This window comes from Chelativorans composti, from assembly GCF_039541695.1.
Classification (GTDB): domain Bacteria; phylum Pseudomonadota; class Alphaproteobacteria; order Rhizobiales; family Rhizobiaceae; genus Chelativorans; species Chelativorans composti.
The window spans coordinates 186,462-199,306 of record NZ_BAABGS010000018.1 but is presented as its reverse complement, the minus strand read 5'-3'; the positions used below and the strand labels follow the sequence as shown (position 1 = coordinate 199,306).

At 59.5% G+C, this 12,845-nt stretch carries 10 protein-coding genes; 2 read left to right on the top strand and 8 right to left on the bottom strand.

Annotation, left to right across the window (positions count from 1 at the left end; translation table 11 throughout):
* The first annotated feature begins 201 nt into the window (after positions 1 to 201).
* Positions 202 to 1,239: a DNA polymerase III subunit delta gene (holA, locus tag ABD906_RS06325; RefSeq protein ID WP_345098654.1), complete on the top strand. Its 1,038-nt coding sequence runs from the start codon at positions 202 to 204 to the stop codon at positions 1,237 to 1,239.
* A 428-nt stretch (positions 1,240 to 1,667) separates the two neighbouring features.
* Here holA and ABD906_RS06320 read toward each other — a convergent pair whose 3' ends face one another.
* The 5 genes from ABD906_RS06320 to mnmE form a co-directional block, all read right to left on the bottom strand.
* Positions 1,668 to 2,540: a ParB/RepB/Spo0J family partition protein gene (locus tag ABD906_RS06320; RefSeq protein ID WP_165277349.1), complete on the bottom strand. Its 873-nt coding sequence runs from the start codon at positions 2,538 to 2,540 to the stop codon at positions 1,668 to 1,670.
* A 33-nt stretch (positions 2,541 to 2,573) separates the two neighbouring features.
* Positions 2,574 to 3,368: an AAA family ATPase gene (locus tag ABD906_RS06315; protein ID WP_165277348.1), complete on the bottom strand. Its 795-nt coding sequence runs from the start codon at positions 3,366 to 3,368 to the stop codon at positions 2,574 to 2,576.
* Positions 3,369 to 3,401: 33 nt separating this feature from the next.
* Positions 3,402 to 4,034 (bottom strand): 16S rRNA (guanine(527)-N(7))-methyltransferase RsmG, encoded by a 633-nt coding sequence (gene rsmG / locus ABD906_RS06310; RefSeq protein WP_345098653.1) that lies wholly within the window; start codon positions 4,032 to 4,034, stop codon positions 3,402 to 3,404.
* On the bottom strand, positions 4,031 to 5,896 hold the full coding sequence (mnmG, locus tag ABD906_RS06305) for a tRNA uridine-5-carboxymethylaminomethyl(34) synthesis enzyme MnmG (RefSeq protein WP_345098652.1): 1,866 nt from the start codon (positions 5,894 to 5,896) through the stop codon (positions 4,031 to 4,033). The genes rsmG and mnmG overlap by 4 nt, the downstream gene beginning before the upstream one ends.
* 239 nt (positions 5,897 to 6,135) lie before the next feature.
* The gene (gene mnmE, locus ABD906_RS06300) at positions 6,136 to 7,446 is read right to left on the bottom strand and encodes a tRNA uridine-5-carboxymethylaminomethyl(34) synthesis GTPase MnmE (RefSeq protein ID WP_165277380.1); all 1,311 of its coding nucleotides are present in this window, start codon (positions 7,444 to 7,446) and stop codon (positions 6,136 to 6,138) included.
* Positions 7,447 to 7,506: 60 nt separating this feature from the next.
* Between mnmE and ABD906_RS06295 the strand changes: the two genes are divergently transcribed.
* Positions 7,507 to 9,510: a thioredoxin domain-containing protein gene (locus ABD906_RS06295; protein ID WP_345098651.1), complete on the top strand. Its 2,004-nt coding sequence runs from the start codon at positions 7,507 to 7,509 to the stop codon at positions 9,508 to 9,510.
* A gap of 265 nt (positions 9,511 to 9,775) precedes the next feature.
* Here ABD906_RS06295 and rho read toward each other — a convergent pair whose 3' ends face one another.
* From rho to hemE, 3 genes are all read right to left on the bottom strand, one after another.
* Positions 9,776 to 11,041 carry a transcription termination factor Rho gene (rho, locus tag ABD906_RS06290; protein WP_345098650.1) on the bottom strand — a complete coding sequence of 422 codons (1,266 nt, stop codon included), beginning with the start codon at positions 11,039 to 11,041 and terminating at the stop codon, positions 9,776 to 9,778.
* 204 nt (positions 11,042 to 11,245) lie between these two features.
* Positions 11,246 to 11,776 (bottom strand): protoporphyrinogen oxidase HemJ, encoded by a 531-nt coding sequence (gene hemJ / locus ABD906_RS06285; RefSeq protein WP_165277343.1) that lies wholly within the window; start codon positions 11,774 to 11,776, stop codon positions 11,246 to 11,248.
* Positions 11,776 to 12,801 (bottom strand): uroporphyrinogen decarboxylase, encoded by a 1,026-nt coding sequence (gene hemE / locus ABD906_RS06280; protein WP_345098649.1) that lies wholly within the window; start codon positions 12,799 to 12,801, stop codon positions 11,776 to 11,778. Before hemE ends, hemJ begins: the two co-directional genes overlap by 1 nt.
* Positions 12,802 to 12,845 lie beyond the last annotated feature (44 nt).

The window sequence follows — 12,845 nt, the reverse complement described above, 5'->3', positions numbered from 1 at the left end:
ACATGCGCCCCCACCGAAACTGAAACAAACGATGCGCGCGGAAACGGCCGAATTCGTGATACAATTATGACCTGTATCGACCCGTTGCGAGCATGGTTAAGGATAGCTGAAAGGCTGTGCGTGGCCGTCCTGCCGTGCCTTGCTGTTCATGGGCGCTCGCCTGCTCTTCCGGAAGCATGCACGGTGGCGTAGTATCCGGTCATGGCTCAGAAGAAATCTCATGAAGTCGACGGGTGGCTTGCTCGGCCCGACCCCAGCGTTCCCATTGTGCTCATCTATGGCCCCGACCGGGGTCTGGTGTCGGAACGGGCGGCGGCATTTGCCGCCAAGACCGGGCTGCCCCTCGACGATCCGTTCAGCGTGATAAAGCTGGATGCAAATGACGCCGATCAGGATGGCCGTCTTCTCGATGAAGCGCGAACCGTGTCTATGTTCACCGACCGGCGGCTTGTTTGGGTAAAAGGGATCGGCAACCACGCCAGCATCGTCAAGGACGTAGCCAGCCTGCTCTCCGAGCCGCCGCGGGACACGATCATCCTGCTGGAAGCCGGCGACCTCAAGAAGACTTCGCCGCTGCGCAAGGCCGTCGAGGACGCGAAGACCGCCATGGCTCTCCCTTGCTATGCCGATGATGCGCGCGGCGTGGACGGACTGATCGACGAGGCTTTGGCCAAGGCAGGCCTGAGGATTGCGCTCGAAGCGCGGCAGTTGCTCAAGGCGAATCTCGGCGGTGACCGGCTTGCTTCCCGCGGCGAGATCGAAAAGCTCGTCCTTTACTGCAACGGCGCCTCCGCGATCACCGTCGATGACGTCCGAAACCTCATCGGCGACGTGGCCGGGCAAAGCGCGGATGAAATTGTCGACGCCGTGCTATGCGGGCGTGTGGCCGAGTTCGACCGGCTCTTTTCTCGTTACCTCGCCGGAGGCAACCCTTCCTTTGTCATCCTTTCAGCTGCGCTGCGCCAGGTGCAGGGGCTGCAGATTCTGCGCGAGCAGATGGACAAGGAAGGCAAGCCGGCGTCAGCGGTCGTTGCCAGCGCCAGGCCGCCCATCTTCTACAGCCGGAAGAAGAACGTGGAACTGGCGCTCCAGCGGTGGACCCAGTCGATGCTGCAGTCTGCGGCGGACCGCCTGCTCGGCGCAGTGCTGCGCACGCGCCAACAACAAGCCTTGGCGAGCGAACTTAGCCGTCAGGCTTTGTTTGCTCTAGCGGTGGAAAGCGCGCGGGTGGGGCGGTAGGGCCAGCAAGCGTTTCACGTGGAACGTTCGTGCTCAGGAAATGAGCTTTCATTGGCGCTACTGTCGGCCAGGAGAGAGTGGCGCGCAGTTCCTTACCCCGACACAGATCGGCCAGCCGTCTCTTGCTTCAACTGCCTGACCAGAAGGCCGCTTCGAGTTCGCTTGCTGTGACGTGAACCGGGCACAAACCGAACGGCATTACGTTCCCCCCCCGTGGTCGACAAGTCTACTGTTTGGGGTGGGATGGCTGACGCGATGGTCCAAAGAACGCGAACAACAAAAAGCCCCTCGTGCTAAGCTTTTCGAAGCACGAGGGCCTTTTTTGCGCTTGGAATGGTTGCAATCCCAGAGCGTTGGCGGCTCACCCTGGACCGGGCTCATCCGGTGCCAAGCTCATCCTTCTACAAACTCAGGATGAGGGCTACACGTCAGCGCTGCAAAAGGCGGCAGAGTTCGTCCAACTGCTCGAGTGTCTTATAGCCTACGCGGAGTTCGCCGCCGCCATTTTCCTTATGGTTGATCTGGACCTTCAGGCCGATGTGGTCGCTCAGAAGCTTTTCCAGCGCGCGGGTGTCGGCATCCTTCTCACGGCGGACACGCGGCTTCTCTTCCAAGGCATCCGGCGAAGCGGCAAGAGCCTCCGCCTGCCGCACGGACAGGCCCTCTTCGATGATCTTCTTCGCCAATGCTTCGGGGTCCGGCGCATTCACCAGGGTGCGGGCATGGCCGGCCGTGAGTTCGCCGTTGACGATCATGTCACGTACGGACTGCGGGAGCTTCAGCAGGCGCAGGGTATTGGCCACGTGACTGCGGCTCTTGCCGATCACCTGCCCAAGGTCGGCCTGGGTGTAGTTGTGCTCCTCCATCAGCTGCTGGTAGCCAATGGCCTCTTCGATCGGGTTCAGGTCAGAACGCTGGACGTTCTCGATGATCGCCAGCTCAAGCGCCACACGATCGTCCACGTCCCGGACGATGACGGGAACTTCGGTGAGGCCCGCCCGCTGCGCAGCGCGCCAGCGCCGTTCGCCAGCGATGATCTCGTAGCGGCCTTCAACGGGCGCCGGACGCACGACGACAGGCTGGACAATGCCATGCTCACGGATCGAATTTGCCAGATCCGCCAGCTCTTCCTCGGCAAAACTGCGCCGCGGATTGCGCGGATTGGGCGAAATGAATTCGATCGGAACACGCCGATCCTCTCGCACGGCCGATTCATGGCCGGCGCTCGGCGGACGGTCGATCTCGCCGATCAAGGCCGCCAATCCGCGCCCCAGGCGCCTGCGGGAGGGATCTTCATTCATGACGCTTCACACTCCATGCAATACGGGGTCGGTTCACGCCGCCTTGGGCCGGCGCTCTCGCCGGATCACCTCCGAGGCGAGTTGCAGATAGGCCTGGCTGCCAGGACATTTCAGATCGTACAGGATAGCGGGCTTGCCATAGGATGGCGCTTCAGACACGCGCACGTTACGCGGAATAACCGTCTCGTAAACGGTATCGCCCATGAACGCCCGAACATCTTCGACCACCTGAACCGCCAGGTTATTCCGGCGGTCAAACATCGTCAGCACAATGCCCTGGATGCTCAACCGGGGATTGATTGTCGAGCGGATCTGCTCAACCGTCTTGAGCAGCTGACTAAGTCCCTCAAGCGCAAAGAACTCACACTGCAGAGGCACGAGGACCGAGTCGGCTGCCGCCATGGCATTGAGCGTGAGAAGATTGAGCGATGGCGGACAGTCGATCAATACATAGGTGTACGGGGCCGGCTGTGAAATATCACGCAGTGCGTGCCGGAGCTTCAGAACACGATCCGGCTGATGGGAGATTTCCAGCTCCACGCCCAGCAGGTCCATCGTGGACGGAACAATCCAGAGCCCTGGAACGGCGGTTTCCATCGCCGCATCCTGGATTCCGGCCTCACCCACCATCACATCGTAGGACGACTTCTTCCGCGCCTCCTTGTCGATACCCAGACCCGTGCTGGCGTTGCCCTGCGGGTCGATATCGATAATCAGGACCTTCTCGCCAATTGCCGCAAGCGCCGTCGCGAGGTTTATTGCCGTGGTGGTCTTGCCAACCCCGCCCTTCTGATTGGCTACGGTGATGATTTTCGGTCGCGTGCTCATTTGCTCACACAGCCTGTTCGCTACACCAGTGTGTTAGAGGTGCTGAAGATTGCGAATCTCCAGAATCACGCCATCACCCCATTTCGATTCATGGTCGTGTTTTACCAAATCGTAACGCCAACTGATACTGCTCTCTTCAATTTCGCGCTGATAATCCCGACCTTTATGAAACAAGCCGACGGCACCGGCAACGAGCCAGGGTTCAGCGAGCTCCAAAAGAAGCGGCAGCGGCGCCAAGGCGCGCGCCGTGACCACCTCGGGCTTTCCGACCCTGTCGTAAGACTCCTCGATCCGCATGGCGTGAACTTTCGCGGGAGCGTTGAGGCTCGCGAGGGTCACCGCCAGAAACGAGGCCTTTTTGCGGTTGCTCTCCACAAGATCAATGTGCGCGCCCGGGCGCTCGCCGAGCAGTATCGCCATCACGGCCCCCGGGAACCCCCCGCCCGAGCCGATGTCCACCCATTTCGTGGAATGCGGAGCTAGCTTAAACAGGCGGGCGCTGTCGAGAATATGCCGCTCCCATACGGTCGGGAGGGTCGAGGGCGCCACCAGATTGATCTTCACTGCCCAGCGCTTGAAGGACTCTTCAAAGTTGCAGAGCTTCTCGAATGTTTCACGTGAAACGGGGCCGGCCGCGTCTTGGAGGGATTGGTATTTCTCGGTCATGCGGCACCCTTCTCCAGGGTCTTACCCATGTGAAGCATGATGATCGCCAGGGCTGACGGCGTCATGCCGTCGATCCTTTGCGCCTCAGCTATCGTGCGCGGACGCCGGCGCTTAAGCTTCTCCCTTAATTCATTGGATAAGCCGGGCATCCCATCGAACTGAAGATCCTCTGGAATCTCCCGATTTTCCTCATGCTTCAGACGTTCCGCGTCTGCCCTCTGCCGCTCCAAATAGACCGCGTAACGGGCTTCCGTCTGTAGACGCTCCTGCGTCTTTGAGTCAAACTGGCGCAGTTCTGGCCAGACCTCCGCAAGGCGGTCGATGGACAGGTCGTTGTAGGACAACAGATCGTAGGCACTGCGGCGCACGCCATCCTGATTGAGCGTTATGCCGTGGCGGGCGGCTTCCGAGGGCGTAATTGTCAGGCTTTGGGCAAGCTGACGGGCGCGGGCGAGACGGTTCTGAAATTCAGTGAAACGCTCACGCCGTGCGGTGCCAACCAAACCGATTTCGATTCCGAGCGGAGTCAGCCGCTCGTCCGCGTTGTCCGCACGCAGGGAGAGACGGAACTCGGCCCGCGACGTGAACATGCGATATGGTTCCGTGACGCCGTTGGTGATGAGATCATCAATCATCACGCCAATGTAGGCATCCGACCGGCTGATGATCACGGGAGAAAGACCACCTGCCAGGCGCGCGGCATTCATGCCCGCTACGATGCCCTGAGCCGCGGCCTCCTCGTAGCCAGTGGTGCCGTTGATCTGCCCGGCGAGGAAAAGGCCCTTCACCCGCTTTGTTTCCAGCCAGGGGTACAACTCGCGCGGGTCGATGTGGTCATATTCAATGGCATAGCCGAATTGCAGGATGCGGACATTCTCCAGGCCCGGCATGCTGTGAATGAAACGGTCCTGCACGTCCTCGGGGAGCGAGGTCGAGATGCCGTTCGGATAGACCGTATGGTCGTCCAGGCCTTCGGGCTCGAGGAAGATCTGATGGGATTCGCGATCCGCAAAGCGCACGATCTTGTCCTCGATGGACGGGCAGTAGCGCGGACCGACACCTTCGATTGCGCCGGAATAGACCGCGGACTTCGTAAGGTTCTCACGGATGATACGGTGAGTCTCAGCCGTCGTGCGCGTGATCCCGCAGGTAATTTGGGGAACTGTAATTTTGTCCGTCATCAACGAGAACGGAACCGGATCCTCGTCCGCCTCCTGCTTGCCGAGCACTTCCCAGTTGATGGTCCGGCCGTCGAGGCGCGCAGGCGTGCCCGTCTTGAGGCGCGCCAGATTGAACCCGACCTTCTCAAGAGAGCCCGAAAGCCGTATAGCGGCCGGCTCGTTGATGCGGCCGGCGGGGATACGTTTTTCGCCGATGTGAATGAGACCGCGCAGGAACGTACCAGTCGTCAGGATCAGAGACTTGCAAAATAGCTTGCGGTCGCCACCGACGATCAGGCCGGCCACCTGGCCATTTTCTATCAGAATTTCCTCGGCCTCGCCCTCAATGACGTCGAGGTTGGCGGTGGCCTGGATTGCATCCTGCATCGCGAGCCTATAGAGCTTGCGGTCCGCCTGGGTGCGCGGCCCGCGGACCGCAGGCCCCTTGCGCCGGTTCAGCAACCGGAATTGGATGCCTGCGGCGTCAGCGACACGACCCATCAAACCATCGAGCGCATCGACCTCGCGGACGAGCTGTCCCTTGCCAATTCCACCGATGGCGGGATTACAGGACATTACACCTATATTGTCGAACCTGAGCGTGACAAGCGCGGTACGGACGCCCATACGCGCCGCAGCGGCTGCGGCCTCACAGCCGGCATGACCACCGCCAATGACAATAACATCATAGAGTTCGTGCATATTCAGCTCCACTTGCGCGCTGAATGCGCCTGTTGTCCGCTCAGGTCAAGGCTGTTTCACGTGAAACTGAACAACTCTTCGGAGCGCCTGTTTCACGTGAGTCATCCCGTTTTCATGCGACGTGTTTCACGTGAGTCGCGTTGGTATAGCAGGCTATGTTTCACGTGAGTCAGCTCAGACAGTCGTTTTGTCGCTGTTTCACGTGAATCATGGCCATAGGCGATCCAAGCCGCGCATACCTACTTCCCAATGCAAAAGCGGGCAAAAATGGTGTCCAGCAGGTCCTCCACGTCAATGCGGCCGCAAATGCGCCCCAGTGCATCTGAAGCGAGACGCATGCGTTCGGCGGCGAGTTCAAGCTCTGATTCCTCCAAAGCAATATCCAGATGGGCTAGCGCTTCTTCGAGGAGAACCTTGTGTCGTTCCCGGAAGGGAATGATCGACCCGGCGCTCGCAGTATATTGGTCCGCGTGCTGGCGCAATGACGAAATCAGGCGGTCGATACCTTCTCCCGTCCGCGTCGAGATCACACAATCGTAGTCCCTGCACTTGGTGTCAGTCACGAGATCAGCCTTGTTGCCCACCCGTATGGTTGGAACATCCGGTAGGCCGGGAACCATGACGGGGTTGGCCATGTCCTCGACCAGAAGAACCAAGTCGGCGGAGGACGCGCGGTCAAGCGAACGCTGAATGCCGATGGCCTCCACCTTGCCGGGGGTTTCGCGCAGTCCGGCCGTGTCCGCCAGGTTCACTTTCAGACCGCCGAGATCAAGATGGACCTCCAGTACGTCGCGTGTCGTTCCTGCCTCGTCCGTGACGATTGCCACGTCCCGCTGCGCCAGCACGTTCATCAGACTGGACTTGCCTGCATTGGGGGCACCCAGAATGACGACTTGCAGGCCCTCGCGAATGATTTCGGCATGATGATACGCGGATAGGTGCGCCGAGATGCGCCCTCGAAGCTCGCGCACGTCCTTCCAGACGCGGTCAGATACGGAGCCTGGCACGTCGGCTTCGTCCGCGAAATCCAGCTCTGCTTCGATAAGCGCCCTCGCCTCAATCAATTTCGCGCGCCAGGAATCATAGATCTCCCGATGGCGGCCGCTCGAATTGGCAATTGCAAAACGGCGCTGGGTTTCCGTTTCGGCTGCGATCAGATCGGACAATGCTTCAACGTTGGCCAGGTCCAGCTTGCCGTTCATATAGGCGCGACGCGTGAACTCGCCCGCCTCCGCTGCACGCAAACCCGGCATAGCCGACAAGGTAGACAGGAGCTTCGCCACCACAGCCTTGCTGCCGTGGACCTGGAGCTCGACGCAGTCCTCTCCGGTAAAGCTTGCTGGCCCGGCAAAGAAGATGCCGATTCCGCGGTCGATCAGTTCATTGTCTGTGTCGCGCAGCGCCACGTAAGCGGCCCTGCGCGGCTGTGGTTCGGATCCACAAAGCTCCTCCCAAATGGCCCGGCATTGCGGGCCGCTGATGCGGATCACGGCAACGCCCGATGGCAGGCTGCCGCTGGAAAGCGCAAAGATGGTATCCGTGCTGAAGATTTGATCGCGCATTAGTTCTGCTCTACCTATCGGTCACGTCGCGTTTTCCGGAGAATCATTGTGGCCCTGCCTCAGAAGAACCTGCTTGTCAACGAAACCAGCCCATATCTTCTCCAGCACAGGGACAATCCGGTGCATTGGAGGCCGTGGAGCGCGGCCGCGCTGCACGAGGCGAAGCAGCTCGACCGGCCCATACTCCTCTCCATCGGTTATGCCGCCTGCCACTGGTGCCATGTCATGGCGCATGAATGCTTCGAGGACGAGCAGGTGGCGGAGGTCATGAACCGATACTTCGTCAACATCAAGGTGGATCGCGAGGAGCGGCCGGACATCGACCAGATCTACATGACGTCGCTGCAGGCAATGGGCGACCAGGGTGGCTGGCCGCTTACAATGTTTCTTACGCCCGACGGAAAGCCCTTCTGGGGTGGCACGTATTTTCCGAAAGAACCGAAATTCGGGCGTCCGGGGTTCATCGAGATTCTGAACGCGATCCATCAGGCCTGGCAGGAGCAGCGTCGCACACTCGTCGAGAGCGCGGATGCGCTGGCTTCGCACGTCCAGAACGTGCTTTCGCCGCAGAAGGGTGGGAAGGAATTCCAACCGTCCGCGCTGCATGCACTGGCAAACCGGATTGGCACGACCATGGACCGTGAACGCGGGGGCATGAAGGGCGCGCCGAAATTCCCGAACGTGCCCTTCCTCAACCTGCTTTGGCTCGATTGGCTCGAATACGGCACGGCCGAACACCGAGACATGGTGCTGACGACGCTCAGGGCTATCCTCTCAGGCGGCATTTACGATCATGTGGGCGGCGGCATGTCGCGCTATTCGACCGACGACGAATGGCTGGTGCCGCATTTCGAGAAGATGCTTTATGACAATGCCCAAATCATCTCGCTCTGCTGCCAGGCTTACGGTGAGACGGGCGACCCGCTCTTCCGCGTGCGCGTGGAAGAAACGGTGAAATGGATGCTGAACGAGATGTGGCTGGCGCAGGGCGGGTTTGCCTCCAGCCTTGACGCGGATTCGGAAGGCAAAGAAGGCAAATACTACACCTGGACCGAGGACGAGCTCGTTTCAGTGCTCGGCAAGGACGGCGCCGAAGAACTGCTGCAGACCTATCAGCTTTCCAAGCCCGCCACGTGGGAAGGTGGACCCATCCTGCACAGGTCGGCCTCCCCCAACATTCTGGAAGAGCCCAGCGAGCGCCGGCTACACACGTTGAAACACAAGCTCGCGGATGCCCGAAAGGCGCGCGTGCGTCCCGGTTGCGACGACAAGATCCTGATCGACTGGAACGGTCTTGCGATCAATGCGCTCGCGGAGGCTGGGCGGGTGTTTTCACGGCCCGAGTGGATCGAGGCGGCACAATCGGTCTATGCTTTCATTCAGAGCACGATGCGCGACGGACGCCTGCCCCATAGCGTTCGCGGCGATGCCATGCTGTTCCCCGGCCTTTCCAGCGACTATGCCGCGATGATCAAGGCTTCGCTCGCGCTTTATCAAGCGACCTGGAACGAGGATTATCTCGTCCAGGCGGAACAGTGGGCGGAGATGCTCAATCGCTGGCACGGAGATGAAAAGGGCGAAGGCTATTATCTGACAGCCTCCGACAGTCGCGACGTGCCGGTGCGTATCCGTGGCGACATTGACGAGGCCATTCCCTCGCCCTCGTCACAGATCATCGAGGCCCTCACGAAGCTTGCGATCATTACCGGGAATGATACGCTTTATGACAAGGCACTGAAGGCAGCGGCGTCCGCCTCGGCGCGCGTTGAAACGTTGCTTTATGGCCAGGTCGGCGTGGTCTATGCCTCGGCAATCGCTCAGAAGCCGCACAAGCTGATGCTTCATGACGGGAGCGGCGCGCTGCTTGCCAAAGCAAACCGCATCCTCGATCCGCGCCGTGTGGATATCAGACTCGGGTCCGAACCCGCCAAGGCGGAGAAAGCAGCGGGCATATCCGTCGACCGCAGCAAGAACGCCGCTTGGCTGTGCGTCGGCCAAAGCTGTCTTGCGCCTATCACCGATCCTGCCGAACTCAGAAAAGCTCTTCTCTAAAGGTCGTCGCCGAACCGGGCACACCCGCGATCAGATCACACTCTCCTGCCGTCTGGCTGGAGGGTGTTTTCTTGCAAATGGCCGGCTGTGCTATTCGACACTTGGTCTCATCGCGGTTGGCCGGCAGCCGTTTCCAGATCGGTCAGGTCCCACAGAAACAGTAAGTATATTTGCTTTATTATAAAAGTAATACCTCAAACAATAAAACAAAAGGCGCCGGATGTTCCGGCGCCGTTCTGCATTCGTCCAAATAGTTTGACTGAAATCAAGTATTCATCGAATCAAAGAACTCTGCGTTGTTCTTCGTCTGTTTCAGCTTGTCGATGAGGAACTCGATCGCATCCGTGGTACCCATCGGCGCGAGGATGCGGCGCAGTACGAAGATCTTCTGCAGCTCGTTGCGCGGGACCAGCAGGTCCTCCTTGCGGGTACCGGACTTGAGGATGTCGATCGCCGGGTAGATGCGCTTGTCGGCAACCTTTCGGTCGAGAACGATTTCCGAGTTGCCGGTGCCCTTGAACTCTTCAAAGATCACCTCGTCCATGCGGCTGCCGGTGTCGATCAGCGCCGTGGCAATGATGGTGAGCGAACCGCCCTCCTCGATGTTGCGGGCCGCACCGAAGAAGCGCTTCGGACGCTGAAGAGCGTTCGCGTCAACACCGCCGGTCAGCACCTTGCCCGAGGACGGGATGACGGTGTTGTAGGCGCGGCCGAGGCGGGTAATCGAGTCGAGCAGGATGACGACGTCGCGGCCATGTTCCACCAGGCGCTTGGCCTTCTCGATGACCATCTCGGCCACCTGGACGTGACGGGCAGCCGGCTCGTCAAAGGTCGAAGAAATCACCTCGCCCTTCACCGAGCGCTGCATGTCCGTCACTTCTTCCGGACGCTCGTCGATGAGAAGGACGATGAGATAGCACTCGGGATGATTGGTGGTGATGGAGTGCGCGATGTTCTGAAGCAGCACCGTCTTACCGGTTCGCGGCGGCGCCACGATCAGGGCGCGCTGACCTTTGCCGAGCGGAGCGATCAGGTCAATGATGCGTGCGGACAGATCCTTGCTGGTGGGATCGTCGATTTCCATCTTGAACCGCTCGTTCGGATAGAGCGGCGTCAGGTTGTCGAAGTGAATCTTGTGACGGATCTTTTCGGGATCGTCGAAATTGATCGAATTGACCTTCAGAAGTGCGAAGTAGCGCTCACCTTCCTTGGGGCTGCGGATCGGGCCTTCAACGGTGTCGCCGGTCTTGAGAGAAAAGCGCCTGATCTGCGAAGGCGAAATATAGATGTCGTCAGGGCCGGGAAGATAGCTGGCGGAAGCAGAACGCAGGAATCCGAATCCATCCTGGAGAACCTCGACAACGCCCTCGCCGATGATCTCGATGTCCTGCGTCGAAAGCTTCTTCAGAATGGCAAACATCAGCTCCTGTTTGCGCATGATGCTTGCGTTTTCCACCTCGAGCGATTCGGCAAACGCGATCAAATCCGTCGGCGATTTGCTCTTCAGCTCTTGTAACTTCATCTGCTGCATATGGGTGGTCTCTAGGTAGGTGAGAGAATCAAAAAAGGAGTAGGCAGGCGCTTGATGGTCCGGTCGTGTCCGGATTTCCGCGGCAGAGACGACAACCTAACCTGATGTGGGAGGAGCCTTCTTCTACCGCGACTGGCAGCAAAGCGCAAGAAGCTTGTTGGTAGTTCGGTCCGTCCGCGTTCTAGATAAGAAGTCGCAGGCGACCTAAAAAGGCTTAACGATAACCATTATGACGATAAGGATCATCAGTACTGTTGGTAATTCATTTACCATGCGCCAATGGCGCGCAGGCTTCTCATTCGCATCACTGGCGAAACGGCGGACAGCGGCCGACAAATAGCCGTGAACACCAGACAGAAGAACCACCAGCGCGAGCTTGGCATGCAGCCAGCCGCCCTGGAAACCGAAGACTTTCCAGGCAAGCCAAAGACCGAACACCCATGAGGCGATCATGGCCGGGTTGATGATGTAGCGCAGCAGGCGCTTTTCCATCACCTTGAAGGTCTCGCTCTGCGGCGAGCCCTTTTCGCAGTCGGCATGGTAGACGAAAAGGCGAGGCAGATAGAGCATGCCGGCCATCCACGAGATGACCGCTATGACATGCAGTGCCTTGATCCAGAGATAGAGGTCGTCCGGAGCCAACGCGAAGAGCAGAACGGAAAGAACGGCAAAGATGAGCAGCGCAGTGAACGCGCGCTTTCCCGCCTTGCTGCCGTCCGTGTCAACCTTAGCCATCAGGCCTGTTTCCTCACCAGTTTCAACATCTGCTCCACGTGCTCGATCGGCGTCTGTGGCGTGATGCCATGCCCCAGATTGAAGATGAGCGGGCCATTCCCGAGCGTTTCGAGAATGGTACGCACCCCCTCTTCGAGCGCCTTGCCACCGGCCAGAAGCCGCATGGGATCAAGGTTTCCCTGCACCGGACCCTGAGTCTGCAGTTCAGAAGCCTGACTCATCGGCACGGTCCAGTCGAGTCCCAGGACGTCGACTCCTGTGGAGCTGCGGTAATTTGCGTAAAGCAGACCTGCATTCCGGGGAAAACCGATCACGGGAACGTCCGGGAAACGCGCCTTTACACGTTTCACGATCTCGGTCACCGGCTTCACGCACCAGCGCTCGAAACTGGGCTGATCGAGCACGCCTGCCCAGGAGTCGAAAATCTGGATCGCATCGGCTCCGTTCTCGATCTGGCGGATGAGATAGGCAGCGGAAGCTTCCGTCAGTTTCCCGAGCAATTCGTCCATAGCTTCCGGATGACGATAGCCAAAGACACGGGACGGCGCCTGGTCGGGGGTTCCGTGGCCGGCGATCATGTAGGTGGCAACCGTCCAGGGAGCCCCGCAAAAGCCGACAAGGGCCGTTTCGTCCGGCAGTTCGACGCGCAAGCGGCGGACCGTTTCATAGACGGGCTCGAGCTTCTCGTGGATCGACTCCGGTTCAAGAGATGCAATGTCGCCCGGTTCGATCGGCGTCATGACCGGACCACGTCCCTCTTCAAAGCGGAGATCACGCCCCAGGGCGTGAGGTACGACGAGTATGTCGGAGAAAAGGATGGAGGCGTCAAAGCCGAAACGGCGGATCGGCTGAAGAGTTACCTCGACGGCCAGCTCAGGGTTGTAACAGAGGTCGAGGAAGGAACCCGCTTTTTTCCGGGTTTCCCTGTACTCCGGGAGATACCGGCCCGCCTGCCGCATCAGCCAAACAGGTGGGGGGAACACACCCTGACCTTTTGCGGCCAGGAGAAACTTCCGCACTGTCATCTCCGATATCTCTCCGCGATCCGTCAAAAAGAATCCTGAATCTG

Excerpts from the sequence above, each read along its gene's own strand:
- holA (WP_345098654.1), top strand. The coding sequence starts at position 202 with ATGGCTCAGAAGAAATCTCATGAAGTCGACGGGTGGCTTGCTCGGCCC.
- ABD906_RS06320 (WP_165277349.1), bottom strand. The coding sequence starts at position 2,540 with ATGAATGAAGATCCCTCCCGCAGGCGCCTGGGGCGCGGATTGGCGGCC.
- ABD906_RS06315 (WP_165277348.1), bottom strand. The coding sequence starts at position 3,368 with ATGAGCACGCGACCGAAAATCATCACCGTAGCCAATCAGAAGGGCGGG.
- rsmG (WP_345098653.1), bottom strand. The coding sequence starts at position 4,034 with ATGACCGAGAAATACCAATCCCTCCAAGACGCGGCCGGCCCCGTTTCA.
- mnmG (WP_345098652.1), bottom strand. The coding sequence starts at position 5,896 with ATGCACGAACTCTATGATGTTATTGTCATTGGCGGTGGTCATGCCGGC.
- rho (WP_345098650.1), bottom strand. The coding sequence starts at position 11,041 with ATGCAGCAGATGAAGTTACAAGAGCTGAAGAGCAAATCGCCGACGGAT.
- hemJ (WP_165277343.1), bottom strand. The coding sequence starts at position 11,776 with ATGGCTAAGGTTGACACGGACGGCAGCAAGGCGGGAAAGCGCGCGTTC.
- hemE (WP_345098649.1), bottom strand. The coding sequence starts at position 12,801 with ATGACAGTGCGGAAGTTTCTCCTGGCCGCAAAAGGTCAGGGTGTGTTC.